Annotated in this window: 25 protein-coding genes; 10 read left to right on the plus strand and 15 right to left on the minus strand. The window is 71.7% G+C overall.

The genetic code is table 11. From position 1 onward, the window contains the following. Positions 1-2: 2 nt before the first annotated feature. Positions 3-977, minus strand: coding sequence for a hypothetical protein (locus Bra3105_RS12920; protein WP_228357124.1), 975 nt, complete (start codon positions 975-977; stop codon positions 3-5). Between the two features lie 79 nt (positions 978-1,056). Between Bra3105_RS12920 and Bra3105_RS12925 the strand changes: the two genes are divergently transcribed. Together Bra3105_RS12925 and Bra3105_RS12930 are read left to right on the plus strand one after the other, a co-directional pair. After that, on the plus strand, positions 1,057-1,578 hold the full coding sequence (locus Bra3105_RS12925) for an SRPBCC family protein (RefSeq protein ID WP_228357125.1): 522 nt from the start codon (positions 1,057-1,059) through the stop codon (positions 1,576-1,578). A gap of 261 nt (positions 1,579-1,839) precedes the next feature. Beyond that, the gene (locus tag Bra3105_RS12930) at positions 1,840-3,573 is read left to right on the plus strand and encodes an HNH endonuclease (protein WP_228357126.1); all 1,734 of its coding nucleotides are present in this window, start codon (positions 1,840-1,842) and stop codon (positions 3,571-3,573) included. Between the two features lie 39 nt (positions 3,574-3,612). On the opposite strand, the gene Bra3105_RS12935 is transcribed toward Bra3105_RS12930, so the two are convergent. Both Bra3105_RS12935 and Bra3105_RS12940 read right to left on the minus strand, forming a co-directional pair. Beyond that, positions 3,613-5,460 carry a glycoside hydrolase family 15 protein gene (locus Bra3105_RS12935; RefSeq protein ID WP_228357127.1) on the minus strand — a complete coding sequence of 616 codons (1,848 nt, stop codon included), beginning with the start codon at positions 5,458-5,460 and terminating at the stop codon, positions 3,613-3,615. A 53-nt stretch (positions 5,461-5,513) separates the two neighbouring features. Then, entirely contained in the window at positions 5,514-6,488 is a 975-nt protein-coding gene (locus Bra3105_RS12940; protein WP_228357128.1) for a DMT family transporter, read from the minus strand. Between the two features lie 56 nt (positions 6,489-6,544). Here Bra3105_RS12940 and Bra3105_RS12945 point away from each other — a divergent pair, with 56 nt between their 5' ends. The 4 genes from Bra3105_RS12945 to Bra3105_RS12960 are packed head-to-tail and all read left to right on the plus strand — an operon-like array spanning position 6,545 to position 9,161. Further along, positions 6,545-7,006, plus strand: a complete 462-nt coding sequence (locus Bra3105_RS12945; protein ID WP_228357129.1) for a hypothetical protein — start codon at positions 6,545-6,547, stop codon at positions 7,004-7,006. Next, a complete protein-coding gene (locus Bra3105_RS12950; RefSeq protein WP_228357130.1) occupies positions 7,003-7,512 on the plus strand; it encodes an NUDIX domain-containing protein in 510 nt (169 codons plus the stop codon). Before Bra3105_RS12945 ends, Bra3105_RS12950 begins: the two co-directional genes overlap by 4 nt. A gap of 14 nt (positions 7,513-7,526) precedes the next feature. After that, positions 7,527-8,261 (plus strand): MgtC/SapB family protein, encoded by a 735-nt coding sequence (locus Bra3105_RS12955; RefSeq protein ID WP_228357131.1) that lies wholly within the window; start codon positions 7,527-7,529, stop codon positions 8,259-8,261. Between the two features lie 51 nt (positions 8,262-8,312). Continuing rightward, a complete protein-coding gene (locus tag Bra3105_RS12960) occupies positions 8,313-9,161 on the plus strand; it encodes an aldo/keto reductase (RefSeq protein ID WP_228357132.1) in 849 nt (282 codons plus the stop codon). 38 nt (positions 9,162-9,199) lie between these two features. Here the strand turns inward: Bra3105_RS12960 and Bra3105_RS12965 are convergent, their stop codons facing one another. Further along, entirely contained in the window at positions 9,200-9,559 is a 360-nt protein-coding gene (locus Bra3105_RS12965; protein ID WP_228357133.1) for a MerR family transcriptional regulator, read from the minus strand. Positions 9,560-9,647: 88 nt separating this feature from the next. Between Bra3105_RS12965 and Bra3105_RS12970 the strand changes: the two genes are divergently transcribed. After that, entirely contained in the window at positions 9,648-10,256 is a 609-nt protein-coding gene (locus Bra3105_RS12970; protein WP_228357134.1) for a DUF998 domain-containing protein, read from the plus strand. 25 nt (positions 10,257-10,281) lie between these two features. Then, a complete protein-coding gene (locus Bra3105_RS12975) occupies positions 10,282-11,085 on the plus strand; it encodes a serine hydrolase (protein ID WP_228357135.1) in 804 nt (267 codons plus the stop codon). Between the two features lie 2 nt (positions 11,086-11,087). Here the strand turns inward: Bra3105_RS12975 and Bra3105_RS12980 are convergent, their stop codons facing one another. From Bra3105_RS12980 to Bra3105_RS13015, 8 genes are all read right to left on the minus strand, one after another. Then, the gene (locus Bra3105_RS12980) at positions 11,088-12,359 is read right to left on the minus strand and encodes a C40 family peptidase (RefSeq protein ID WP_228357136.1); all 1,272 of its coding nucleotides are present in this window, start codon (positions 12,357-12,359) and stop codon (positions 11,088-11,090) included. After that, positions 12,356-13,492 (minus strand): dipeptide epimerase, encoded by a 1,137-nt coding sequence (locus Bra3105_RS12985; protein WP_228357137.1) that lies wholly within the window; start codon positions 13,490-13,492, stop codon positions 12,356-12,358. The genes Bra3105_RS12980 and Bra3105_RS12985 overlap by 4 nt, the downstream gene beginning before the upstream one ends. Positions 13,493-13,518: 26 nt before the next feature. Then, positions 13,519-14,670 carry a DUF819 family protein gene (locus Bra3105_RS12990; protein WP_228357138.1) on the minus strand — a complete coding sequence of 384 codons (1,152 nt, stop codon included), beginning with the start codon at positions 14,668-14,670 and terminating at the stop codon, positions 13,519-13,521. A 145-nt stretch (positions 14,671-14,815) separates the two neighbouring features. Beyond that, positions 14,816-15,133 (minus strand): DUF3870 domain-containing protein, encoded by a 318-nt coding sequence (locus Bra3105_RS12995; protein ID WP_200502264.1) that lies wholly within the window; start codon positions 15,131-15,133, stop codon positions 14,816-14,818. 22 nt (positions 15,134-15,155) lie between these two features. Continuing rightward, positions 15,156-16,658 (minus strand): NAD-dependent succinate-semialdehyde dehydrogenase, encoded by a 1,503-nt coding sequence (locus Bra3105_RS13000; protein WP_228357139.1) that lies wholly within the window; start codon positions 16,656-16,658, stop codon positions 15,156-15,158. 102 nt (positions 16,659-16,760) lie between these two features. Continuing rightward, on the minus strand, positions 16,761-17,864 hold the full coding sequence (locus Bra3105_RS13005) for an alcohol dehydrogenase catalytic domain-containing protein (protein ID WP_228357140.1): 1,104 nt from the start codon (positions 17,862-17,864) through the stop codon (positions 16,761-16,763). Beyond that, a complete protein-coding gene (locus Bra3105_RS13010) occupies positions 17,861-18,262 on the minus strand; it encodes a zinc ribbon domain-containing protein (RefSeq protein ID WP_228357141.1) in 402 nt (133 codons plus the stop codon). Before Bra3105_RS13010 ends, Bra3105_RS13005 begins: the two co-directional genes overlap by 4 nt. A gap of 11 nt (positions 18,263-18,273) precedes the next feature. Continuing rightward, positions 18,274-19,077, minus strand: coding sequence for an N-acyl homoserine lactonase family protein (locus Bra3105_RS13015; protein WP_228357142.1), 804 nt, complete (start codon positions 19,075-19,077; stop codon positions 18,274-18,276). A gap of 160 nt (positions 19,078-19,237) precedes the next feature. Here Bra3105_RS13015 and Bra3105_RS13020 point away from each other — a divergent pair, with 160 nt between their 5' ends. Further along, complete coding sequence (locus tag Bra3105_RS13020) at positions 19,238-21,070, plus strand: helix-turn-helix domain-containing protein (protein ID WP_228357143.1); 1,833 nt, start codon at positions 19,238-19,240, stop codon at positions 21,068-21,070. A 463-nt stretch (positions 21,071-21,533) separates the two neighbouring features. Then, entirely contained in the window at positions 21,534-22,394 is an 861-nt protein-coding gene (locus Bra3105_RS13025) for a hypothetical protein (protein ID WP_228357144.1), read from the plus strand. A 292-nt stretch (positions 22,395-22,686) separates the two neighbouring features. Here the strand turns inward: Bra3105_RS13025 and Bra3105_RS13030 are convergent, their stop codons facing one another. The 3 genes from Bra3105_RS13030 to Bra3105_RS13040 form a co-directional block, all read right to left on the minus strand. Further along, positions 22,687-23,325 carry a histone deacetylase gene (locus Bra3105_RS13030; RefSeq protein ID WP_228357145.1) on the minus strand — a complete coding sequence of 213 codons (639 nt, stop codon included), beginning with the start codon at positions 23,323-23,325 and terminating at the stop codon, positions 22,687-22,689. A 121-nt stretch (positions 23,326-23,446) separates the two neighbouring features. Next, positions 23,447-24,640 (minus strand): MFS transporter, encoded by a 1,194-nt coding sequence (locus Bra3105_RS13035; protein ID WP_228357146.1) that lies wholly within the window; start codon positions 24,638-24,640, stop codon positions 23,447-23,449. Between the two features lie 186 nt (positions 24,641-24,826). Continuing rightward, complete coding sequence (locus Bra3105_RS13040; RefSeq protein WP_228357147.1) at positions 24,827-25,162, minus strand: hypothetical protein; 336 nt, start codon at positions 25,160-25,162, stop codon at positions 24,827-24,829. Positions 25,163-25,175 lie beyond the last annotated feature (13 nt).

Consider the following 25,175-nt stretch of genomic DNA (forward strand, 5'->3'; position numbering starts at 1 on the left):
CCTCAGGCCGCGCGGCGGGCGAGCGCGGGCGGCGCCCACGGCGTCATCCGCTTCGCGCGTCGGCGTCCGGCGCCCCGCAGGGCCCCGCGCGCCGACTCGTCGCGCCCCGAGTAGGGCAGGTCGATCCACGCGTGCGCGGCGGCGACCGCCGGACGCACGTACTCGCGCAGGAGCTCGGCGACGCCGTCGACATGCGCGGCCGGCACGACGAGCACGTCGACCATCGGCCGGGTCCAGTGGGTGTCGGCGCCGTGGTCGTCGAACACCATGATGGTCTGCGCATCGCTCGAGCAGACGCGCGCGAGCGCGCGCACGAAGTCGCGGTCGCGGACGTCGGACCAGATGTGCGGGCGGCCGTTGAGGCGCACGGTCGCGGTGGTGAGCAGCTGCGAGCGCACGCGCAGGTCGGTCACCTCGATCTCGGGCAGCGGGGCGCCGGTGTCCGAGCACAGGCGCTGGGCGACCTTGTGGATACTGCGCTCGAGCTGCTCGGCGCTCGGCGCGGACTCCCCGAAGAGGTCGGCGCGCGGAGGCAGCACGCGATGGCGGCCGCTGATCACGTAGCGCCCGTCGATCCGCTCGTGCAGCAGCCACCAGAAGGCGCAGCGCTGCAGGCCGGGGACCGGGGGAGTGGTCTCGGGCTGCTCGTCGGCCTCGGGCACGAGCTCGAGGTCGCGGCGCGAGGCGGCCTGGACGGCGCGGGCGACGGCGGCGGGGGTCACGTGCTCGCGCAGCGTGAGGCCGAGCGCGGCGAGCATGTCGACCTGCTGGTCGATGCTCGGAGCCGGCGCTCCGGCGCGCAGGACGTCGTCGACGGGCGCGGTGTGCGCGGTGGGCGCTGCGTCCCCGTGGAGCAGGGTGCGCACGCGGTGCGTGATGCTCATGGCGACCTCCTTCTTCGCGTCGGACTGCGGCTGCGGGTCGAGCTGCGGCTGCGGGACCACCGTATGCAGGGCGGCCCCGGCGACAGGTGACATGCAGGCGAACTCTTCGCGTCGAGTGCGCGACGGGCCGACGGGTCGGCGGGTCGGCGGGCCGACGGGGCAGAATCGGAGCATGACCTATGAGATCGAGGATTCCCTGGTCGTCCCGGGCACTCCCGAGGACGTGTACGCCCTGCTCAGCGACGTGACGCGCACCGCCGAATGGAGCCAGCAGTGCTACCGCTGCGACTGGGAGGACGACACCCGCGGCGTCGGCGCGCGCTTCACCGGGTGGAACCGCACGCCCGTGCGCGAGTGGCACACCACCTCCGAGGTCGTCGCCGACGTCCCCGGCGAGCACTTCGCGTGGTCCGTCGGCCCCGGCCGGGCGGAATGGGGGTACCGGATGGAGCGGGCCGATGGGGCCAGCGAGCCCGGCAGGGCCGATGGATCTGGCGCGCCCCGCACCCTGCTGACCGAGTACACCCGCACCACGCCCCTGTTCGAGACCACCTTCGCGGAGCGCTACGGCGACCGCGCCGAGGAGGAGATGGCCGCGCGTCGGAGCGCGGCCGAGTCCGGTATTCCTGCGACGCTCGAGGCGATCCGGAAGGTGCTCGCCGGGGAGTCTGCTGCGGAGTCTGCCGGGGAGTGAATCGGACTCGCGCAGCGGCGCCTCTCCGCTGTGCACCCTCTCTGTATCACCACTGGTCAGCGCCCTGAACTCTCCCTGCGTTCAGGTGTCGTCCCCTCATCCGTTCCTCCACATAGCCCACTTCTCCACATCTTTCCCAGAGCCCTTCCACATGTCCGATTCGCCCGATATGATCGGGTGAGAATCGAACAGGTGTTCTAATCGCAGAGAGCCTCGGCGACGGCGCCGGAGTCTCGACGACGGGGGGGGGGAGGGGACACGATGACTGCGCTCGATCCGGGACCGCGCCAGGAGATCCTCGGCGACCACGCCCTGTTCCCCGGCATGACCTTCCCGCGCGAGCGCACCGAGCTGCTGCGCGCCCAGCAGGCCGAGCGCGCCGCGCAGGATCCGGTCCAGCGCATCCGTCCGCGCTCCCCGCGTCCTCTCACGCGCGAGTCCGTGGCCGCCCGCGTCGATGCCTCGCCGACCGTGGAGCTCACCGCACGCGTCCAGAGCATCTGGGACCAGGGCGTGCGCGAATCCTGCGAGCTCGCGGAGTCCCTCGCCGCACTCGCGCCGTCGTGGCGCGGTCGCGACTCCGGCGGCTGCTCCCCGGAGGATGCGCAGTGCGAGGACCTGCTGGTCGCAGCCGCACTGCGCTGCTCCGACACAGTGGCCTACCGCCGCATCCGCGACGGTCATCGCGGCGTCGACCTCTGCCCGCGCGTCTTCGCCCGTCTGCGGGCGGGGGAGTTCCCCGCCGCATGGTTCCGCGAACTGCTGCGTCGCACCCTCGGCCTCACCGACGAGGAGATGGCGCTGGTGGACGCGACCGTGAGCGCCTGGGACCCGGGCATCACCTCGGAGCACTTCAACCGCTGCCTGGGCACCGTCGTCGCGACGCTCCTCGAGCGCCGCGAGCTGCCGCCCCACCTCGACGTCGAGGCTCGGCGCCGCGTCGAGTTCGAGCACGACGGGGACGACGGCACCGCGTGCCTGCAGATCGTCGGCCCCGTCCCCGAGATCCTCCAGCTCGCCCGCCGGCTCGACGATGCCGCACGCACCGTCCAGGCCGCGCAGCGCCACGCTCTTCAGGGCGGCGCCGAGATCCCCCTGGACCCCCAGGGGCGTGCGGCCGCGCAGGGCAGGCCCCTCTCGCTGTCCGAGCTGCGCTACCACCTGCTGACCACGTCCGAGCTGAACACCGACGGCGTCGGGCTGAGCGCCGCGTCCTTCCGCATGAACGTGACCGTCCCGCTGCTGACGCTCATCGGGCACAGCGACGCTCCCGGCATGCTCGACGGGCGGATCCCGATCCCCGCCGACATGGCCCGCGAGCTCGCCGCCGGCGAGGACGCCTGGTACCGCCTGCTCACCGACCCCGTGAGCGGCGAGTTCCTCCCCGCACCTGCCGAGCGCTATGCGGCGCCGCAGGCAATGCGCGAGCACCTGCGCGTGCGGATGACGACCTGCGCGGTGCCCGGCTGCCGGCGCCCGGCCTCCTGCGTGACCGAGGCCGACCACATCGAGGAGTACGACCACGAGGACCCGCTGCACGGCGGACGCACCTCCGTGGACAACCTGCACCTGCTGTGCTGGAAGCACCACGCCCTGAAGACCGCCCGCCGCATCGACCCGGTGCGCGTGGACGCCTCCCATTCGCCCACCGGGCGCACCGGAACCCTCTGGACCATCGACGAGGAGATGCGGATCTTCCAGGAGGACGACACGGATCTCGCGACCCCCGCGATCGTGCAGGACCTCGAGGACTCCTGGGCACGGATCATCGCCCAGCGGGCCCAGCACGAAGCCGCCCGGCGAGAGCAGGCCGAGCTCGAGGAGCGGCAGCAGCGCGAACGCGACGAGGGTGCGCGCGCCGCACGCGAGAAGGCGGAGAGGCTCCGGGCCGCAGCGGCCGACGGGGCGCCTCCCGAGCAGCCGCCGCCCGACAGCGCTCCACCGAGCGAACCGCTGGATACATCATCCTTCCCGGGATCCCCGCCGCCGTTCTGACCGCCCAGCCTGACCTGCCGGACTGACCGCCCGGCCGGGTCAGCGCGCGGTGCTGCCCGTCGTGCCCTCCGCCTCGCACAGAGCATCCACGGCCCGCACCAGGGCCAGGTGGCTGAAGGCCTGCGGGAAGTTGCCCGCCATGCGCTGGTGCGCGTCGTCGTACTCCTCGGAGAACAGCATGAGGTCGTTCCCGCATGCCAGCACGCGATCCAGCATGCGCCGCGCGTCCTTCGTGCGCCCTGCCCTCGCGTAGAACTCCGCGAGCCAGAAGCAGCAGGCCAGGAACGGATTCTCGTTCCCCCGCAGTCCGTCCTGACCCGTCGTGCGATAGCGCAGCACCAGGCCGCCCTCGGTCATCAGCTCGTCCTCGATCCGGCGCACCGTGGCGACCATGCGCGGATCATCGGTGGCCACGAAGCCGATCCGGGCCAACTGCAGCAGCGAGGCATCGACCTCGGTGCTGCCGTAGGTCTGGGTGAACGCGCCGTCGGCCCCCACGCCCTCGCGCAGGATCTCTTCGCGCAGACGGTCTCGCGCCGACCGCCACCGTTCGAGCTCCCCGTCCTTCGCCCGCAGCCCGTGCTCCTCGACGCCGCGGACCGCCCTGTCGAAGCCGGCCCACATCATCACCCGCGAATGCGTGAAGAACGCGGGCGCCCCGCGCATCTCCCACAGCCCCTGATCCTTCGTCTCCAGGTGCTCGCACGCGAACTCCAGCAGCGAGCGCTGCAGCGACCACGACCAGGTGCTCTCCTCGAGGCCCGCCTCGCGCATGGCCGCGAAGCCCACCAGCACCTCACCCACCACGTCGCCCTGATGCTGGGCGGCCGCTCCGTTCCCGACCCGCACCGGCCGCGAATCCGCGAAGCCGGAGAGGTGCTGCAGCTCCCCTTCCGGCAGGGAGCGCTCCCCGGAGATCGAGTACATGATCTGCATGTGTTCGGGATCCCCGGCGATCGCGCGCAGCAGCCAGTCCCTCCAGCCCACGGCCGCCTCCACGTGCCCGTGGGCCAGCAGCGCCTCGAGCGAGAGCGCCGCGTCGCGCAGCCAGCAGTAGCGGTAGTCCCAGTTGCGCTCCCCGCCGAAGTCCTCCGGCAGGCTCGCCGTCGGCGCGGCGACGATGCCGCCCGCGATTACGTCGGACAGCCCGTGCAGCACGAGCAGCGAGCGGGTCACCTCTGCGCGGTAGCGGTCGTCGACGTCCACGTGCCCCAGCCACCCGCGCCACGCCGACGCCGTCCGCTCCATCTCCCGCTGCGGATCCACGGCTCGCGGCAGCTCCGTCCACGAGGGATGCCAGGTCATCATCCAGGCCTGCGCCTCGCCCGCGCGCAGGGCGTGGTGCCCCGTGTGCACGTGGTCGCTCGCCGTGAGCCCCGGGCCGCGCAGCGCCAGCGCACTCGCACCCGCGACCGCGGAGATCACGGACTCGCCGTCGGCGTCCTCGCGCCGCCGCACCCACGGCACCACGTCCCCGTACTCGAAGCGGATGCGCAGCTGCTGCTCGACCTCGACGCTGCCCTCGGTGCAGCGCACCAGGCGCACGAGGTCCGCGCGCTCGTCGGCCGACGGGTCCTCGGCGGCCTCCTCGGGCGTGAGATCCGAGGGCATCATGTCGATGACCTGCGCGGCCCCCTCGGGCCCCCGCCAGGTGGTCTCGAGGATCATCGTGCCCTCGAGGTAGCGCCGCGAGACGACCTCGCCGCCGCGGATGCCGAGCGTCCAGTGCCCGTTGTGGTCATCGCCCAGCAGCGCGCACAGAGCCGCGGGGGAGTCGAAACGGGGCATGCACAGCCAGTCGATGCGGCCCTCGCGTGTGACCAGGACGGATCCTCGCCGGTCGGACAGCAGGGCGTGGTCCTCGATGTGATGCTCGCGATGCTCCATGCCACCCGATTCTGCACCCGCGGGGGCGGACGGCGGTCAGGAATCGCGTCAGGTCAGGCGCCGCCCCGCCTGCGTGCGGGACCGATGCCCGCGGTGACCGCGGCGGCGACGAGGGTGAGGACCGCGCCGACCAGCGTGAGCGGGGTGAGGTGCTCGGTGCCCGTGGGGGCGAGGACGTCCAGCAGCACCGAGCCCACGATCTGCCCGGCGATGGTCGTCATGGCCAGGGTGAGCACACCCAGCGGACCCGCGAGCTGCGCCGCGATCGCGATGAACACGACGCCGATGGCTCCGCCCAGGTAGAGCAGCGGATTCGCGGGGAGCGGGGCGGGACCGTGCCCGACGGCGAGGGCGTGGATCACCGCGACCAGCACGAGCATCGCGGTGCCCAGGACGAAGTTCCCGAGCGTGGCGATCATGAAGTGCCCGGTGTGCTGGGAGACCCTGCCGTTGACGGCCTGCTGCAGCCCCATCGCGGCGCCGGCGATCACGGGCAGCACGAGCAGCGGCCAGGGGACGTCGACGCCCACGCCCGAAGACATCGCGAGCCCCACGGCGACCACCATCAGCAGCGCACCGAGGAGCCGGGGCGCGGTGAGCGGGCGGACGCCGCCGGGCCCCAGGCCGACGCGGTCGACGACGAGCCCCGTGACCGTCTGGCCGGCGACGACGCAGACGATGAACAGGGCCACCCCGATCAGGGCGACCGTGAAGGTCTGGCCGAGCACGAAGGTCGCCCCGCCGATCCCGCCCAGCGCGAGCGGCCAGGGGAGCGCGCCGATGCGCAGATCGCGCCCGAAGCTCGCGGCGCGCTCCCGCAGGGACCTCCGGGAGAGCACGATGACCAGCACGATCACGAGGCCCGTGCCGAAGGAGATGGCCGAGGCGGTGAAGCCGTCGGCGAGCTCGGTGGACAGGCGCGAGTTGATCCGCGACTGCACGGCGGAGAGCAGTCCGCCCGCCAGCGCGACCGGCAGCGCCCAGCGCGGGGCGCGGCCCAGTGAGAAGGAGAGAGGGGAGGGTGCCACGGGGGTCCACTCTAGGTCCGTAGACTCGAGGAGTTCCCGACACGGAGGAGTCGATCATGACCGAGCAGTACGACGAGGACCTCACGAACCTCACCGACCCGACGCCGTCGGACCTCTCCGAGGAGAGCAGCCTCGAGGCGGCCGTCGACGACGAGGACGAGGACGAGGACCCCGACGTGGAGCCCGGCGCCGAGGGGCCCGAGGGCACCGGCGTCGAAGGGGCCGACGACATCCTCGAGGAGGAGCGCGACCGCGACGCCGAGGACGATTCGTTCTACGACTCGGACTACCCGAGCGGCCTCGGCGAGGACGACTCGGCCGCCGCCGAGCAGGGCAACCGCGACGGCGACGAGATGGTCTCCGAGGGGGACGACGCCGAGGAGGTCTCCGAGCTCGACGGCGACACCGAGGACGTGGACGCCCTGGGCGGCGTCGACGAGGACATCGCGGCCGACGGCGTCGACCTCGACGGCACCGACGGCGGGGAGGACCCGCTCTCGGGCGAGGCCCTCGGGTGAGCCGGGGGGACCGCGTAGAACCCCACCCCGCGCACGCCCTCGGGCCCCGCGTCGGCGTCAAGGCGCTGATCCTGCGCGACGGGGCGATCCTCATGAACCGCTCCGACGTCGACGGGCACGAGGTCTTCGACCTGCCCGGCGGCGGGCAGGAGTACGGCGAGACGCAGGCCGAGGCGCTCGTGCGCGAGTGCGCCGAGGAGATCGGCGCCCGCGTGCGCGTCCACGGCGTGGCGTGCGTGTGGGAGTTCCTCACCGAGATCGGTGGCTTCCGCCGCGAGCAGATCCCGCTCTCCCACCAGCTCAACGTGGGCTTCTGGTGCGGGCTCGAGCCCGGTGAGGAGCCCCGCGCGGAGGCGACCACGGAGATGGACGCCTGGCAGGTCGGCACCTCCTGGCTGCCCGTGGACCAGCTGGACCGCTTCGACGTGCGCCCGCGCGCGATCGCCGACTGGCTGCAGGCCGACCCGTCGATCCGGCCGGTCGGCCTCGGCCCCGTCGAGCTCTAGGAAGGAGGGCGGACATGGACCCCCTGGTGGGACTCGTGCAGCCGACGAGCCTCGTGGAGGCCGAGCTGCTGGTCGCGACGTTCGTGCTGTGCTCGCTGATCGGCCTCGAGCGCCAGATGCGGCAGAAGAGCGCCGGCTACCGCACCCACGTGCTCGTGGGGCTCGGCTCGTGCGCCTTCACCTTGGTCTCGGCCTACGGCTTCGCGGCGGTGCTCGGCGACGAGGTCAACCTCGACCCCTCGCGCATCGCCGCCCAGATCGTCTCCGGCATCGGCTTCCTGGGCGCGGGCGTCATCTTCAAGGGCCGCTCGATGGTGCGCGGGCTGACGACGGCCGCGACGGTCTGGGTCTCCGCCGCCGTGGGCATGGCCTGCGGCAGCGGCATGCTCTCGCTCGGCATCACCCTCACCGCTCTCCATCTCGTCACGCTGTTCGTGGTGGCCCCGCTCGTGCGGCGCGTGCCCGGACCCGATCGTCACCGCCTGCTGCGCGTCACCTACGCCGACGGCCGGGGCGCGCTGCGCGACATCCTCGCGACCGCGACCGGTGCCGGCTTCACGAACTCGATCGAGAACTCCCGGAAGATCACGGGCGCCGACGGCGACCCGAAGATCGTCATGGACATCCGCTTCCTGGGCCGCCCGCCCGTGCGCGACCTGATCCCGCCGCTGCTCGAGGTCGACGGGGTCGAGCGGGTCTCGCTCGCCAAGAACCAGGGCAGATCGGGCGGCGAGGCGGACGACGACTGACGCCCCTGGCTACGCTGGGGACGACCGCAGCGACCCGATCCGAGGAGCACCATGACCAGCGCACCCTCCATCCGCTTCCACGACGGACGCACGATCCCGCAGCTCGGCTACGGGGTCTGGCAGGTCGAGCCCGACGTCGCGGCCGACGTGGTCGTGCAGGCCTTCGAGGCAGGCTACCGGCACGTCGACACCGCCCGCGGCTACAACAACGAGGACGGCGTGGGCCGGGCGCTCGCCGCCTCGGGCCTCGCGCGCGACGAGTTCTTCGTGACCTCGAAGGTCCCCAACCAGGACCAGGGGCGCGAGGCGACGCTGCGCTCCTTCGACGCCACCATGTCCGATCTGGGCCTGGACGAGCTCGACCTCTACCTCATCCACTGGCCCGCGCCGGAGAAAGGGCTCGCTCTGGAGACCTGGCGCACCCTCATCGAGCTGCAGGAGCAGGGGCGGATCCGCTCGATCGGCGTCTCGAACTTCCGCGCCGAGGACCTCGAGATGCTCGAGGCGGAGACCGGCGTGCTGCCCGTGCTCAACCAGATCGAGCTGCATCCCTTCTTCAACCAGCCCGAGCTGCGCGCGCTGCACGCCGAGAAGGGCATCGTCACCGAGGCCTGGTCGCCGCTGGGCCAGGGAGGCGGGGAGCTCGAGGACCCGGTGGTGCTCGAGATCGCCCGTGCGCACGACGCCGACCCCGCCCAGGTGCTCATCGCCTGGAACCTCGCCCTGGGCGACGTGGTGATCCCGAAGTCCGTCACCCCCGCGCGGATCGTCTCGAACCTCGCGTCCCTCGACCTCGCCCTCTCGGACGAGGAGATCGCGCGGATCACGGCGCTCCACCGGGGCGAGAGCGGACGACAGGGCAAGCACCCCGGGGAGTTCGCGGGCCACCAGGGCGCCTGATGCCCTGAGCGGCGGGCCGCCCGCGGGCCGCGGCAGGTCTACGCGGGCGGCCGGCGCTCCTCGAGCACCGAGAGCGCCCCGAGGATCGTGGCGCGGCTGCGCTCGAGCTCCTCGCGCCGGTGCTCGATGACGGCGAGCTGCTCGGTGAGCAGAGCGCGGCGCTCCGCGTCGTCCATGTCCGCCCAGTGCGCCATGCGCGAGCGCATGTCCTGCAGGGAGAAGCCCGCGTCGCGCCCCGCGAGGACCAGCCGCACGCGCTGCACGGCGTCCTCCCCGAAGTCGCGGTAGCCGTTGGGGCCGCGGGTGATCTGACCGGGGCTGAACATGTCCCGCTCCTCGTAGAAGCGGACCGTCGAGGGCGTGAGCCCGGTCCTGCGGGCGAACTCGCCGATGCGCATCGGGATCCTCCTCCTTGACCCTCCAGCAACTGGAAGGTCTAGCGTCCCAGACGTCCGCCCCGCTCGTCCGTCCGTCCAGGAGATCCCCGTGGCCCAGGTGCTCGCGCTCGTCGCGTCCGTGCTGTTCATCCTCCGACTGCTCGTGCTGGTCTCCCTGCACGTGCGCCCCGGCGGCATCCACCCCGTGCGGCACGCGGTGAGCGACTACGCCGCCTCGTCCGCGCCCGGCACTCGGCGCCTCGCCGCGGTCGCCTCGTGGCTCGCGGCCCTCGCCTGGGCGGTCCTGGGCATCACGGCCCTCGTGCTCCCCGCTGCGACCTCGCACACGGGACTCGGCATGTGGCTGCTCGTGCTCGCCCTCGTGCTGGCCCTCATGCCCCGCGTGCCCACCGATGCGCCCGGGGAGCCCGTCACCTCCCGCGGCCGGCTGCACCTGGTGCTCGCCGTCGCCTGGTTCGCGATCGCCTATTCGACGATCGGGCCGCTCACGCGGCTGCTCGCCGAGGCCGCGGGGGCGCCTGCGCCCGGGATCCTGCCCGTGCTCCACGTGATCGCGGCGATCGCCCTGGTGTGCCTCGTCGTCTCCCTGCTGGTGTCGGCGCTGCGCGAGCGCACCTTCGGCGTCAGCGAGCGCGCGTTCATCCTCGCCGTCACCCTCGCGCCGCTGATCGTGAGCGCGGGCCTGGCCGCCGCGTGACCGCAGCCCCCGTAGGGTCGAGAGCATGACGCTGCCCACCGCCTCCGCCCCCTCCGACACCGCGATCGCCTGGTGCCTCCTGGACGCGCAGGGTCGCGAGCTCTCGAGCAGCGCGGCGGATCGGCCCTTCTACGCGGCGAGCACCATCAAGCTGCACGTGCTCCTCGCCGCGCTGCGCGCCGCGGATCGCGGGGAGCTCGATCCGGACGCCTCGGTCCCCGCGACCCGCACCTTCACGGGGGAGGGCGGGATGCCCTTCACCCTCGCGGGCGACCACCTGGACCCGACGCATCCGGACGACGGGCAGCAGATCTCCGTGCGGGATCTGCTGGTGCGCATGATCGACCGCTCGAGCAACGAGGCGACGGACCACGTGCTCTCCCTCGTCGGCCTCGAGGCCGTGGCCTCCGTGATCGCGGACCTGGAGCTGCCCGCGACGCGCGTCGAGCGGATGATCGGCGACGACGCCGCGCTCGCCGCGGGCCGCACCAACGAGACGAGTGCGCGGGACCTCGCGCGCACCCTGGACGCGATCGTGCGGGGCGGTGTCGCCCTGGAGGCAGGTTCTCGGGATCTCGCGCGCGAGGCGCTCGCCGCACAGCGGATCCGGATCATCGGCCGCGCGGTGCGGCCCGGCGTGCCCGTCCTGTCGAAGTCCGGCTGGGTCGACGGGTTCCGCCACGACGTCGCCGCGGTGGGCGGCGGCGGGGCCGACGAGGACCGCCCCCTCGTCCTCGCCGTGATGACCGGCGGATGGGACGAGGCGGAGGCCGACGAGCGGATCCTCGCGCTCACCCGGGAGCTGCTGCCCGCGGATCTGGTGCGCTGAGCTCAGCCCTTCGCGAGCTCCACGCGCCGCGCCCCGGCGTACTCGCCGTCGGTGTCGTACTCGGTCAGCGAGACGACCTCGACGCTGCGGGCCGCGTTCGGCGCCTGCATGATCTGGTCGTCGCCCACGTAGAGGGCGACGTGGCGGATCGACTCGGCGCCCGGCTCGGTCGCGAAGAACACGAGGTCGCCGCGCTGGAGGTCCTCGCGCTCGACGCTCTGCAGTCCCGACTCGTGCATCTGGTCGCCGGCGTCGCGCTCGAGGGTGATGCCGTGGTGGTGGAACAGGGTGTACGTGTACCCGGAGCAGTCGTAGCCGTATGCGCTCACGCCGGCCCAGAGGTAGCGCAGGCCCAGGAAGCGCTCGCCGGTCGCGATGATGTCCTCGACCGTGGGACGCGGCGGCTTCTCGCCGTGCGCGCGGACCGCGGCGTCCTCGATGCTCAGCTGCATGGTGCCCGCGTCCGGGACGGCGACCTCGATGCTGTCCTCGTTCTGGCCGGTGACCGGGAGGATCGTGTCGAAGGAGACCGGCAGGCGCGCGCCCTCGCCGCGGCTCGGCGAGGTGAGGGTGCTGGTGAGCGCCGTGACGGTCGCGGTCGAGGCGCAGCGCGCGAGGCGCGCGAAGCGCTCGTCGACGGTGAGGTGGTCGACCGGGACCCAGCCCGGGTAGCCGCGATCGTCGCGCGGGGTACCCTGGGCGGTGACGACGATGTGCGCCCACTCGCCGTCGATCTCGTCGACGATGACCTCGCTGCCCAGCACGGCCTGCGACTCGAGCTTCCCGGTGAGCCACTTGCGGGTCTCCTCGTCGGGCATCTTCGCGTTCCACGCGTCGAGGTCCACGGGCGTGGAGACGGCCCCGTCGTCGATGCCGTCGCGGTTCGTGCGCGGATCCACCCAGAGCGTGGTCGCGGTGACCTTCACGTGCGCGGTCTCGCCGGCCTTCGGTGCCCTGCCCCCGCTTCCGCTGCTGCCATGGCTGTGCCCGTGGCCGCCGTGGCCTCCGTGCCCGCCTCGATGCGCGGGAGCGGCGGAGGCGGAGGCTGCGCCGGCGAGGCCTGCGAGGCCGGCGGCTCCGGTGGCGGCGAGCCTCAGCCCGGCGCGCCGGGTGACCTGCGGGGACTGCGGTGCGTCCTGACCGTCGGCGGGATCGTGCGGTGAGGTGCTGCGATGGGCGGACATGGTGTCCTCCTTCGAGGGGACGGGATCGGGCATGCCGGGGACCTGCGGGGCGCGCGACGCGGCGTGCGGTCGCTGCGGGGTCGACGTCACCTACCACCTCCTGCGTCATCAGCGTCCTGCATCGGGTCGAGCATCGCAAGGCCGAGCCCGGGGCCGCCGATCAGCTCGAGCTCTGCGCCGCGCTGGCGGTAGCCGCCCGACGGCGCCCCGGAGGTGAACCAGGCCGGGGGATCGAGGTCGATGAGGGCGATCGCCGGATGCGCGAAGGCCAGGTGGGCCGCGGCGGTGATCGAGATCCGCGGCTCCATCATCGAGCCCACCATGCAGGCGATGCCCGCCTCGAGGGCCACGTCGGCCACGGCGAGCGCCTCGCGCAGGCCTCCCGTCTTGGCGAGCTTGATGTTCAGCAGGTCGGCAGCTCCCGCCTCGACGATGCGCCGGGCGTCCTGGGCGTTCCACACGGCCTCGTCGGCCATCACCGGGGTCGCCACCTCGGCGCGCACCCGGGCGAGGCCCTCGAGGTCCGCCGCCGGCACGGGCTGCTCGACCAGCTCGATCGGCAGACCGTCCCGCTCGAAGCCATTGATGATGCTGATGGCCTCGCGGGCCTCCCAGCCCTGGTTCGCGTCCAGGCGCAGGCTCGCCCCGGGGGCGGCCTCGAGCACCGCGGCGAGCCGCCAGCGGTCCTCGTCGATGTCCCGTCCCAGTTTGATCTTCAGGATCTGCTCGCCCGAGGCGACCGCGTCGCGCGCATGGCCGGCCATCACCTCGGGGTCCTCGAGGGAGATCGTCATGTCGTTGGTCAGCGTCCCGCAGCGGGTGCCTCCCAGCAGCTCGACCAGCGGCACCCGCGCGGCCCGCGCGGCGGCGTCGTGCAGGGCCACGTCCAGGGCGGCCTTCGCGCTCGTGCTCCCCGGGACCGCCTCGCCGATCCGCCGCCCGAGGTCGCCCAGCGGTCCCCGGGCGCCCTCGAGCGCGCCGCGCAGCGGAACCGCCAGGCAGGCGGCGATCGACTCGGCCGATTCGCCCGTGACGGCGACGGTCTCGGCCGAGGACCCCTGGCCCACGGTGCCGTCTGCCAGCTCGACCTCCGCGACCACGTAGTGCACGGCCTCGGTGCGCCGCGCCGCGGTCACGAAGGGCCGCTTGAGCGGCGCGACGTGGCGGTGGTGGCGCACCGCGACGACGTGCACGTCCGGATCCAGCAGGCTCTGCGGGGTCATCGATCCCCCTCCTCTCGCGGTGACGGTCACAGCGCGTGCATGACCTGGGCGCCGATCAGGCCCACGAACGTGCCCATGAACGAGCCGATCAGGGCGAACAGCACGCCCACGGGGACCAGCTGACGGTTGAAGGCGCTCGCGACCACGGGCGCGGAGGCGATGCCGCCGATGTTCGCGGTCGAGGCGACGGCCAGGGAGAACAGCTCGACCTTCGCGACCTTCGCGTAGAGCACCATGATCGCGGCGTGGATCGCGACCACGAGGATGCCCATCACGATGTAGATCGGCGCCTGCGTGATGGCGGAGAAGTCCGAGCCCGAGGCGATCTGGCCGATCACCACGAACAGCATCAGCGTGGCGACCTCGCTCGAACCGGCCGTCGACCCCAGCGGGGTCAGCGCGACGGCGAGCCCCAGCAGGGACACGATGAGGATCGACCAGGTGGTGCCGTTGACGACCGCGCCCCACTCGGGCAGCAGGCCGCCGATCCAGATCGAGAGGGTCGAGACGAGGATCGAGCCGAACACGACGATCGCGAGCGAGGACACCGTCACCGGCTTCTCCTCCTCCTCGAAGGCGCCCTCATGGGCGTCGAGGTAGGAGGTGTCGGCCTTGGTCCAGCGGTTGAAGCGGGGCGAGACCGCGACCGAGGCGAACATCAGCATCAGCCACAGCGAGTACATGAGCGTGTCGGTGATCAGGGCGTAGCCGAAGATGTTCTCGGGCGCCTTGAGGATGTCCTGGACGGCCACCATGTTCGCGCTGCCGCCGGTCCAGCTGGCCAGGAGCGCGCCGAACACCTTCCACGCCTCGGGGTGCACCGCGGCCTGGAAGACGACGTACACCAGCACCATGCCGAAGCACAGCGAGGCCGAGGCGACGAACATCGTCAGCAGCAGCTTCGGGCCCAGGCGGATGATCTTGCGCAGGTCGCAGCCGAACAGGAACAGGAAGATCATCGCCGGCAGCAGGACGTCCTTGACCTGGGCGATGGGAGCGCGGGTCGCGTCGTCCTGGCCGAAGACGCCGAGCGTGTTCAGCAGCGCGCACAGCAGGTACATCAGCACCATGCCGGGCACGTACTTGAACAGCTTCCAGCCGGTGGTCTTCTCCAGGACGATCAGCACGCACGACAGTCCCAAGAGGACGCCGAGCATCAGCAGGCCGTCGGTGATCATGGGGTGCTCCTCGGGGAAGGTGTGGGGGTCGGGAAACAAAAAAGTCGGAAGCACCATCGCGCCGCGCCTGGTGACAGGTGCGAGCGAGGTGCTTCCGACGGGGTCCGGTTCGGTGAGGTCCCGGGCGGACGGAGACGGTATGGAGTTATCCGGCGGTGCCCGCCGCGAGGTCGCGGTACTTCGCTGCGGCGTTGCGCACGGAGGCGGCGATCGCCTTCTGCGAAGACCCGTGGTACCTCTCGGAGATGGACTCCACCAGGGCGTCCTCGTCGAGGATCGAGCGTCCCACCAGCAGTTCTCTCACGAACTCGACCGTGAGGGTGAGGGTGGCGGTGCAGTCCGCCTCTCGGATGACGTGCGTCTCAGTATCGACGACGAGGCCGATGAAGAAAAGTCCCCACTGCGTCGTGATCGGATTGTTGCTCGGCGACTTCGCCTCACCGGTCAGGAAGATCGTCGTCATGGTGCGAGGGTAGCGGGGCCGCTCACAGCGGCAGCCGCACGTACGTGGTCTCGAGGTACTCCGCGATGCCCTCGTGGGAGCCCTCGCGGCCCAGGCCCGACTCCTTGACGCCGCCGAAGGGGGCGGCGGCGTCGGAGGCGACGCCCAGGTTCACCGCGACCATGCCCGACTCGATGCGGCCCGCGACGTCGGTGACCTCGGCGAGGTCCGCGCCGACGGCGTAGCTCATGAGACCGAACTCCGTGTCGTTCGCGGCGCGCACCATGTCCTCGACGTCGTCCATGACGATCACGGGCGCGACCGGGCCGAAGATCTCCTCGCGGTTCACGCGGGCATCGGCCGGGACGTCGCCGAGCACGGTGGGCAGGTAGAAGAAGCCCTCTTCGCAGCCCTCGGGCAGTTCGTCGGCGCGCGGCCGACGCCCGCCCGTGAGGACCTTCGCGCCGCGCTCGACGGCGTCGGCCACGAGCTCCTCGATCTTGTCCAGGGCCTTGGGCTCGATCATCGGGCCCATCGTGGTGCCCTCGTCGATCCCAGCGCCGACCTGCAGCTCCTCGGTCTTCTCCACGAGGCGCCGCGTGAACTCCTCGGCGACGGACGAGTGCACGTAGAAGCGGTTCGCGGCCGTGCACGCCTCGCCGTTGTTGCGGAACTTCGCGGGCATCGCGGCGTCGATCGCCGTGTCCATGTCGGCCGAGGGGAGCACCAGGAACGGGGCATTGCCGCCGAGCTCCATCGAGGTGCGCAGCACGTGCTCGGAGGCCTGCGCGAGCAGGGAGCGGCCCACCGAGGTGGAGCCCGTGAACGAGACCTTGCGCAGGCGCCCGTCGGCCATCAGCGTCGAGGACAGTCCGGAGGAGTCCGAGGTGACGACGACGTTCACGACGCCCGCGGGGACGCCCGCGTCGGCGAGGATCTGCGCGAAGGCGAGAGAGGTCAGGGGCGTCATCTGTGCGGGCTTGAGCACGACCGTGCAGCCGGCGGCGAGGGCCGGCGCGATCTTGCGTGTGCCCATCGACAGCGGGAAGTTCCACGGGGTGATCGCGAGAACGGGCCCGACGGGCCGCGAGGTGGTGAGGATCGCCTGCTCGGCGGCGGGCGCCTGCCGGAAGCGACCGGGCAGGCGCACGGCCTCCTCGCTGAACCAGCGCAGGAACTCGGCGCCGTAGGTGACCTCGCCGTACGACTCGTCCAGGGGCTTGCCCATCTCGAGGGTCATCAGCGCCGCGAGGTCGTCGGCCCGCTCGTGGCACAGCTCGTAGGCGCGGCGCAGGATCTCCGAGCGCTCGCGGGGGAGCGTCGCGGCCCAGTCGGCCTGGGCGGCGACGGCGGCGTCGAGGGCCTTCTCGCCGATGCTCGCGGCGTCGGCGTCGACGACCTGGGTGAGGACGCGCCCGGTCGCCGGGTCCTGGACGTCGAGGTCGGGGGTGCCGCCCAGGAATCGGCCGCCGATGAAGGAGCTGCGGGGGGTGCGCTCCAGCAGGTCGGCGACCTGGGAGGGGGAGAGACGGGGCTTCGTGGTCATGGTGCGCTCCTTCGGGTCGGGGTCACGGGCGGGGCCGACGGCGCGGCCGGTCCCTCCATCCTGCGCCTTCCGGGGCGGGACGGGGGAACCGGCCGCGAGGGATCAGAACAGGATGACCTGGCGGACGGCCTCGCCGTCGGCCAGCTGGTCCATCGCCTCGTTGATCTCCTCGAGGCGGATGGTGCGGCTGATCAGCTCCTCGACCGGCAGCTTCCCCTCGAGGTAGAGCCGGGCGTACTCGGGCACGTCGCGCCGGGGCACGGCCGAGCCCAGGTAGGAGCCGATGATCGACTGGGCCTGCGCGGTGAGCGGCAGCGGGGCGATCGTGACCTGCGCTGTCGGCGCGGGGAGGCCCACGGTGACCATGGTGCCGCCGAAGCCGATCGCGCTCACCGCGGTCTCGAAGGCCTTCGGATGGCCGGCCGCCTCGACCACGCGGTCGGCGGTGATCTTCTGCTCGGCGACCTCCTGCGGGGTGAACGTGCGGTGGGCGCCGAGCTCCTTCGCCCGCTCGAGCTTCGCGGGCAGGGTGTCCACGGCGATCACCTCCTTCACGTCCTGCGCGAGGGCGGTGATCAGGGCCGCCATGCCCACGCCGCCCAGGCCCACGATCATGATCGAGTCCTCGGGGCCCGGCTGCGCGGCGTTCAGGACGGCCCCGCCGCCCGTGAGCACGGCGCAGCCCAGCACGGCGGCGACCTCGGGCGGGACCTCGTCGGGGACGACGACGGCGCTCGCCTGGTCCACGACGGCGCGGGTCGCGAAGCCGCTCACCCCCAGGTGGTGGTGCACGTGCTCGCCGTCGCGGGTGAGATGGGTCGAGCCGTGCAGCAGCACGCCGTCGTTGTTGGTCCTCGACCCGACCGAGCAGGGGAGGCGGCCGTCGGTGCGGCATTCGCGGCACTCCCCGCAGCGGGGGAGGAAGCTCATCACCACGCGGTCGCCCACGCGGATGTCCTCCACCTCGGCGCCCACGGCCTCGACGCGGCCGGCGGCCTCGTGCCCCAGCAGCATGGGGACCGGTCGCGGCCGGTTGCCGTCGACCACGGAGAGGTCGCTGTGGCACACGCCCGCGGCCTCCATGCGCACGAGGATCTCGGTCGAGCCGGGCTCGGTGAGCTCGAGCTCGCTGATGGTGATCGGCCGCGAGTCGGCATAGGGGCGCTCGCGCCCCATCTCCTCGAGGACTGCTCCGCGGATCTTCATGCGGTCGCCTCCTTCGTCGTCCCGAACGTCGCCTGCGCGACCTTCCTGGCGAGCGGGTCGCCTGCCCGGAGTGGTCGGCCCTCGAAGGCGCCCTCGTGGGCGAGGATCGGCCGACGGTCGCCGGCGAGCTCGGGGTGCTTCTCCTCGAGCTTCTCGCGGCGGCTCATCTCCCTGTGCCAGCCGCGCACCACGTCGGGGTGGCCCTGCTGGATGCCGCGCCAGGTGGTCGGCATCTCCTCGCGCGAGCGGCCCGTGTCGGCCGTGCCGAGCTGGCGCACGGAGGCCGGGACGCGGGCGGTCTCCGCCCCGCACCGGCATCGCGGGTTGTCGTCGAACATCGAGGCCAGGCCCGCTTCGAAGCGGTGTCCCTCGGAGCACTTGAGGTCGTAGAGGATCATCGTCGGCCCCCTCAGCTGTAGAAGCCGTCGGGCGCGAGGGTGAGGCCCTTGCGCTGCTCGGCGTCGTGCCCGAAGATCATCTCCGCGCCGGTCTGCTCCTGGATCTTCCGCAGCTTCTCGACGGACTCGAGCCAGCCCACGCTGTCCCAGACGATGCCGGCGCCGATCGCGGGCGGGCCCCAGCTCGCGCCGAGGTACACCGCGTCGGACGTGAAGATCTTCGTGCCGTCCTCCGGCAGGTCCACGCGCAGGCTCATGGTGCCCCAGGTGTGTCCGGGGGTGGAGATGACGCTGACGCCCGGGACGATCTCGGAGTCGCCGTGGACGGCCTCGAGCGGCAGGCCCGAGAAGTCGGAGACCAGGTGGGCGCCGGCGAACTCGCCGTTGATCGTCTTCACGCCCTCGATCTCGTCGGCCTGGGCGAGGATGCGGGTCTTCCCGTTCTCGAACATCTTCGCGTTCGCGGCGTGGTCGAAGTGCAGGTGGGAGAGGACCAGGATGTCGATGTCCTCCGGGGTCAGCTCGAGGTCCGCGAGCGCGGTGTCGAGGTAGCCGGGGCCGGCGGGGTCCTCCTGGACGGGGAAGAAGTCCTGGAACCCGGTGGGCTCCCAGCGCTTCTCCCAATCGCGCGGCACGCCCGCGTCCCACAGGATCCGCCCCTCTGGCGTCTCGATGAGGACGGCGTGCGTGGGGCACTCGCCCCAGGCGGCGGGCTTGTCCTTGTGGTGGCGGTCGGTGATCGTGTTCCCGGCCTGCAGCAGCAGCCAGGTGTGGTCGCACTCCATCACCCCGGTCGACAGGATGTGCAACTTCATTGGCGAATCGGTCGCAGTCATCGATGACTCCTCACGGTCGGTGCCTCTCCGGGCGACGATGCCCGGCGGCGGCGCGTTCGCCGTCCACGTTATGGCCCGTGCCACACCGCGCCTATGGTGTGCGGTGACACGGATCGGACCGATCGATGGAGGATCGCCCATGGGGACGCTGGAGTCTCTGCTGCGCGCGGTGATGGCCGAGGAGGACCCGGCCCGGCTCGAGGGCGCGATCGCGGCGGCGCGCGACTCGCTGGATGAGGCCGACGCCCGAACCCTGCGCGCCCTCCGGCAGCGCCTCGCCCAGGGCGCGCGGCGCGAGGAGCTTCTGCGCACCGTCTCCTCGATCGCCGTGGACGTCACCACGCGGCGCGACGTGGTGGGCGTGCTCCACGAGATCGTGCGCCGCACCCGCCTGCTCACCGGCGCCGACATGGCCTACATCGCCCTGAACACGGCGGACACGACCTTCATCCGCGAGTCCGACGGCGTGCGCACCGAGGAGTACCGCACCCTGCGCATGCCCATCGGCTACGGGGTGCTCGGGCGCGCCGCGACCGGCCGCGCGATCGTCACCACCGCCGACTACCTCGAGGACGCGGCGCTGACCCACATCGAGGAGATCGACGACATCGTGCGCGGCGAGGGCGTGCGCTCGATCCTCGCGGTGCCCATGACCCTGCGCGAGCAGGTGCACGGCGCCCTGCTGATCGCCGACCGCACGAGCCGCGAGTACCCGCCCGAGACCGTCGACATCGTGGACACGCTGTCCCGCCATGCGAGCGTCGCCCTCGACAACGCGCTGCGCTTCGAGGAGGTCACCGGGGCGCTCGCGAGCCTCAGTGCCCGCCAGGGTGAGGACGAGGAGCGCATGGTCGAGCTCCACGAGATCCTCGACCTCGACGCGGGGCTGCTCGAGGCGCTGCTGGAGGGCGGCGACCTCGACCTGTTCGCCCGCCGCGCGGGCGAGCTGCTCGGCGCCGACCTCGCGCTGCTCGATGCGGGCGGCGTGCCGATGGTCGAGACCGATCCGGCCGCGCACCTCGCCGTGGGCCTCGACGCGGAGGCGCTGCGCGCAGCCCGCGGGACCGGGGTGCCGGCGGTCTCCGGCGGTGCCACGCTGGCCTGCGCGAGCAGCGGGAGCGAGCACCTGGGTACGCTCGTCGTCGGCCGGGCCCTCGCCCCGCGGCTGCTCCCGCGCGTGCAGAGGGTCGCGGTGTTCTTCGGGATCCTGCTCCTGCTGGGCCGCGCGCAGCGGGACGACCGGCGCCGCCGCGACCGGGCCGTGATCGACGCCCTGGTGCGCGGCGGACGCGAGGTCGACACCGTGCGCGGGGATGCGCGGGTGCGGGCGGTGCGCCCCGGCGCGGGCGTGCGGATGGTCGCGATCGACGCCTTCGACGCCGACGTCGGGCACCTCGCCGATCGTCTGCGCGAGGGCGTGGGGCGCGACGGCGCGGTGGTCGCGCTGCACGGGGACCACCTGTGCGTGCTCGTGCCCGATGCCGCCTCGGCCGCGCTGGCCGCCCTGCTCGACGTGGGCGCGAGCGGCGTGAACGCCGGCTGGTCGAGCCCCGTGGAGTCTGCGGACCGGATCCCCACGGCGCACCGCTCGGCGGAGCTCGCCCTGCGCTCCCTCGCGGTGCTCGGGGTGCGCGGCAGATCGGCCGACGGTGAGAGGATCGGCATGGTCGGGCTGATGGCCGAGGCGATCCACCGGGACCCCACGCTGCCCTCGCCTCTCGCGGTGATCCGGCCGCTCGAGGACTACGACCGCGAGCACGGCACCGAGCTCACCCGCAGTGCCTGGGCCTTCGCCGAGGCCGGGAGCCATGTCCCGCGCACCGCGCAGATGCTGCACGTGCACCCCAACACGGTCCGCCAGCGCCTCGAGCGGATCGCAGCGCTGCTCGGGGAGGACTGGCGGGCGCCCGCGCGGTTCCTCGATCTCCACTTCGCGCTGCGCATGTGGTCGCTGGGGCGTGAGGAGGGGTGAGCCTCCAGGGTGTGTGCCTTAAGTTCTAAGAGCCGTGAGAACTTCAAAGGCTCGTTGGGTTAGTTCAATCGGACACGTGATCGCGCAGCGGTCCAGTACCTTGTTCAGGGAACCCGTCCGCAGTGTCTTCTTCGACGGGAACGAATTCAAGGAGTGGGAATCCGGTCTCTTTGCCTCGGCCGCCTGCGTCCTGGCTCGCAAGTTGTTCGTCAAGCGTCCGAGGACCGGGGTTGCGGACCCAACGAAATTGGACGAGATGGTGCTCAACGCTTCAGTGTTCAAGGGCAGCGAGGTGAGGATCCGGGCCCCTTTGGGTCCCTCACCTGCGCACAGGCCGTCGGCCAACGCGAAGCTCACGCAAGCGGCATACTCGCAACGTCACCTTGTGTCCAGGGGTGCCGGCTAGACCCGTAATTTGATAGACTGGCATTAGACGAGCGCTTGAATTCAACGAGGAGTCCTAATGGGTGAGACCCTTTTTCCGCGGTACCGTGCGCAGAAGGAATCGCGTGTCGCAGCGAACAACGCGATGATGGCACTCCTTGCTGGATCACGACTGGCGTCCCATACCCTTCAGCTGACAGAGGGGTCGAAAGTGGAGCTCGGCCAGATATTTCCTGCAGTGGAGCATATTGGCCGTTTTAATTTAAAGACGGACTCTGCGCGAACTATTCTTCAGTCGGCGGATGCGCACATTGCTTCAGTGGCTGTACCCTATGCGCTTGCAGTGCACGAAGCGTTCGTTCTGGACCTGATAGAGTTCGTGAACTCAGAGACGGGGAGTGCAACCCGGCCTCCGAAGGCCTGGGAAATGCACGAAGTCTTTTTTCATAGGTGTAACTCGGAACTCCCCGAGAAGGAGCTTCAGGTGTTCCATGTTGTTCGAGAACTTCGGAACACCATCATCCATTCGCAGGGCGTAGATAAGCGAGGGGCTCTCAGGAGAGCGGTAGCGGCCGCCGAGCAAGAGGCGAGGGCTGAGTGGGAGCGCCTGAATGGCGGGGTTAATTTGGAAAATTTGGTAGATTCGAGAGGGGTCGCCCAACTGGAGGCGACCCACATCTTTACTGCGTTTGCGGTATCTAAGGCTCTCGCGCGTAGCATGAATGAGGCGATAACGCAAGCAATACCAAGAGAAAATTGGGCAAGAATTGCCGTACTGGACTTCTCTGAGGCTACCACCAAAATCAAGAACTCGGCTGGCTGGAGACGTGCCGCCGTCGGGTATTCAAAGAAATTCTATGAGCCTGTCCGTCTCTCCGAGAATAATGTAGAGCAAGCCGCGCGCCAATGCGGGCTATGGTCTATTCACGAGTGGCGGTGAGTTGAAAAAAAGGGGCTCTGTCCTGTTGAGCTACACCGGCGATGCCGGGCCGGGACTCGAACCCGGGTCTCCAACTTTTCCGCGAAGGCGCTGGTCGTGATCCAGCTGCGCCCGAGGCGACCTCCCTGAAGCGAGTTCATCGTAGCATAAGGCGGCATGTCTGGGGCTTACCGTCCCGGCGGGCGAGGCCACGCTGCCCTGCTGGCCCTGCGTCTTCACGCCGTAGTCGGATTTGAGCGCCAGATGATACTCGCATCCGTCGATGCAGTGTCTTCCCGGCATGCTTGCGCGATTAGACCCCCACCCGCTCCAGGTCGGCACCCCGCGCTGCGAAGTAGGCGTCGGCCTGTTCGCGGTCCCAGCCGTGGGACTGGCGCAGGCCCTCGGCGAGCATGTCGAGGTAGGCGGGGGCGGGCTGGGTCGCGGGCAGGTCGCCGATCGACTCCGGCGCGGTGAAGGTGAGCATCGGGACGCCCTCGCGCTCGCCGAGCACCACGAGGGTCTCGTAGCGTCCGGGGCCGACGGCCACGCGCGTGCCCGCGCTCGCGGCGGCGCCCGGGCCGCCGCCGATGCCCAGGTCCTCGCGCACGAGGCGCTCGACGGGGTCGTCCTCCTGCACCGGGCGGTGCATCTCCTGGGCGGCGACGTCCGCGAACTGGGGGATCGTCAGCAGGAAGGCGCGAGCCGGCGTCGGCCCCTCGGCGTCGTGGTCGTAGAAGCCCATCCCGCCGCTCCACACGCGCGACTCCCCGGCGAAGTGCAGGCGGCCCGGCAGCATCACGCCCGCGTCCTCGCGCGGCGGCGTGCGATCGCGGGCCCCGGTGTATCCGATCAGCGCGCCCGGCGGGCGTCCGCCCTGGATGTAGCAGGCGAGGCGCTCGGCGTTCATGTTCGAGCCGTAGCTGACGTACCAGACGAGATCGGATTCCATGGTGCGTCCATCCTGCGCACGGGTCGCCCGTCGATGCCAGGGCGCCGCGCCGGATCCGAGACGGCCCTCACGCGCCGCGCGCGGCGCTCGCCGCGTCCCTGGCGGGCCGCCCTGCGTCCGCTCAGCTGCTGCGGCGCAGGCTCCGGTTCCCCGTCGACGGGGCCAGGAAGATCGCGACGGCGACCACCGCGGCGGGCAGCAGCAGCGCCCCACGCAGACCCACGTGGTCGCCCACGAAGCCCAGCACGGGCGGGCCGACGAGGAACGCCATGTAGCCGACGATCGAGGCCAGTGCGACGCGCTGGGCGGGCTGCGGTCCGGAGTCGCCCGCCGCCGAGAGCGCGACGGGGAAGCCGAGCGAGGCGCCGAGGCCCCAGAGGATCACGGCTGCGCCCGCCACGATCTGGTTGTCCACCAGCGAGACCAGGACCAGACCGGCCGTCGCGCAGGCGGCGCTCGCCGCGAGCACGGGCGCGCGGCCCAGGCGGTCGATGATCGGTCCGCCGGCGAAGCGGCCCGCCGTCATCGAGGCCGCGAAGACCGCGTAGACGGCGCTGCCGAGCGCCGCGTCGAAGCCGTGCCCGTCGACCATGACCAGCGGCAGCCAGTCGTTCGCGGTGCCCTCGGCCAGGGCCATCGCGAGCACGATCGCGCCGATCAGCAGCAGACGCGAGTCCTTCCAGACCGGCGGACCGGTGCGGTGGCCGCGCGCGGCGCGCTCCGCGGCGCTCACCTGGCCCGTGGCGGCGGGCAGCAGGCGGATCGCCCAGATCAGCAGGGCGGCGCCGACCACCCCGATCGCGAGCAGATGGGGGACCACCGGCAGGTGCACGGCGTTGGCGAGGATCCCCGCGCACGCCCCCACCACGGTGCCCAGGCTGAAGCAGCCGTGCAGAGTGGGCAGGAAGGTGCGGCCGGACTCGCGCTCGACCTCGGCGCCCTCGATGTTCATCCCCACCTCGCCGCCGCCCGTCCCGGCGCCGAACAGGGCGAGACCGAAGGTCACCACGAACGCCTGCTGCGTGGCCGCGCCCAGAGCGATCGTGGGCATCGCGAGCACCAGCAGCGCGGAGGCGACGAGCACGACCCGTCGGGCCCCGAAGCGCATCACCGCAGGCCCCGAGGTGAGGATCCCGAGCATCGAGCCGACGGACAGCCCGAACAGGACCAGGCCCATCTGTGCCGTGGAGGCGCCCAGCAGGTCGCGGATCGCGGGGGTGCGCGTCACCCACGCGGAGATGCTGATGCCGGGCAGGAAGAACAGGGCGCAGAGCGCGAGGCGGCGCAGGGCCAGGGAAGCGGGTGCGCCGGGCACGGGCGTCTCCAGATCACGTAGACGTACGGTCGTACGCAAGTGTAGGGGCGGCGCGGGGGCGGGTGCGCAGGTGGTCCGCGCAGCAGGACGCCGCCAGCCCGCACGCAGCAGGACGCCCCCGTCACCCGCGCTGTGCGCGGGCGGCGGGGGCGTCCCGTCGGCCGATGGAACGGCGATGGTAAGGGGTCAGTCGACGCCTGCGATGTCGCGCGGCTCCTCGGCTCCGGGCTCGTTCTCGCTGACGATCATGCGGATCGGCTCGAGCTTCGCCCAGACGGCGAAGAGGAGGCCGACGACCACCATGACCAGGCCGGCCCACAGGTTGGCGTTGACGCCGCCGGTCTTGGCGGCCTCGGTGTCGGTGTAGTCGAAGAGCCCCACCAGCAGCAGGATCACGCCGAACAGTGCGACCAGCAGACCGATGAAGTTGCGGATGTCGAAGGCACCGGCGGTCTCGACCTTGGCGCCCGCGGAATCGGGGACAGCGACGGGGCCGCCCTCGAGGTTCTCGTTGTCGTTCATGACTTCTCTCCTC

The sequence above is a fragment of the Brachybacterium halotolerans subsp. kimchii genome (genome assembly GCF_020792675.1).
Classification (GTDB): Bacteria; Actinomycetota; Actinomycetes; order Actinomycetales; family Dermabacteraceae; genus Brachybacterium; species Brachybacterium halotolerans.

Coding starts and splice junctions, on each gene's coding strand:
- Bra3105_RS12920 (WP_228357124.1), bottom strand. CDS start 977: ATGTCACCTGTCGCCGGGGCCGCCCTGCATACGGTGGTCCCGCAGCCG.
- Bra3105_RS12925 (WP_228357125.1), top strand. CDS start 1,057: ATGACCTATGAGATCGAGGATTCCCTGGTCGTCCCGGGCACTCCCGAG.
- Bra3105_RS12930 (WP_228357126.1), top strand. CDS start 1,840: ATGACTGCGCTCGATCCGGGACCGCGCCAGGAGATCCTCGGCGACCAC.
- Bra3105_RS12935 (WP_228357127.1), bottom strand. CDS start 5,460: ATGGAGCATCGCGAGCATCACATCGAGGACCACGCCCTGCTGTCCGAC.
- Bra3105_RS12945 (WP_228357129.1), top strand. CDS start 6,545: ATGACCGAGCAGTACGACGAGGACCTCACGAACCTCACCGACCCGACG.
- Bra3105_RS12955 (WP_228357131.1), top strand. CDS start 7,527: ATGGACCCCCTGGTGGGACTCGTGCAGCCGACGAGCCTCGTGGAGGCC.
- Bra3105_RS12960 (WP_228357132.1), top strand. CDS start 8,313: ATGACCAGCGCACCCTCCATCCGCTTCCACGACGGACGCACGATCCCG.
- Bra3105_RS12965 (WP_228357133.1), bottom strand. CDS start 9,559: ATGCGCATCGGCGAGTTCGCCCGCAGGACCGGGCTCACGCCCTCGACG.
- Bra3105_RS12975 (WP_228357135.1), top strand. CDS start 10,282: ATGACGCTGCCCACCGCCTCCGCCCCCTCCGACACCGCGATCGCCTGG.
- Bra3105_RS12985 (WP_228357137.1), bottom strand. CDS start 13,492: ATGACCCCGCAGAGCCTGCTGGATCCGGACGTGCACGTCGTCGCGGTG.
- Bra3105_RS12990 (WP_228357138.1), bottom strand. CDS start 14,670: ATGATCACCGACGGCCTGCTGATGCTCGGCGTCCTCTTGGGACTGTCG.
- Bra3105_RS12995 (WP_200502264.1), bottom strand. CDS start 15,133: ATGACGACGATCTTCCTGACCGGTGAGGCGAAGTCGCCGAGCAACAAT.
- Bra3105_RS13000 (WP_228357139.1), bottom strand. CDS start 16,658: ATGACCACGAAGCCCCGTCTCTCCCCCTCCCAGGTCGCCGACCTGCTG.
- Bra3105_RS13005 (WP_228357140.1), bottom strand. CDS start 17,864: ATGAAGATCCGCGGAGCAGTCCTCGAGGAGATGGGGCGCGAGCGCCCC.
- Bra3105_RS13010 (WP_228357141.1), bottom strand. CDS start 18,262: ATGATCCTCTACGACCTCAAGTGCTCCGAGGGACACCGCTTCGAAGCG.
- Bra3105_RS13015 (WP_228357142.1), bottom strand. CDS start 19,077: ATGAAGTTGCACATCCTGTCGACCGGGGTGATGGAGTGCGACCACACC.
- Bra3105_RS13020 (WP_228357143.1), top strand. CDS start 19,238: ATGGGGACGCTGGAGTCTCTGCTGCGCGCGGTGATGGCCGAGGAGGAC.
- Bra3105_RS13025 (WP_228357144.1), top strand. CDS start 21,534: ATGGGTGAGACCCTTTTTCCGCGGTACCGTGCGCAGAAGGAATCGCGT.
- Bra3105_RS13030 (WP_228357145.1), bottom strand. CDS start 23,325: ATGGAATCCGATCTCGTCTGGTACGTCAGCTACGGCTCGAACATGAAC.
- Bra3105_RS13040 (WP_228357147.1), bottom strand. CDS start 25,162: ATGAACGACAACGAGAACCTCGAGGGCGGCCCCGTCGCTGTCCCCGAT.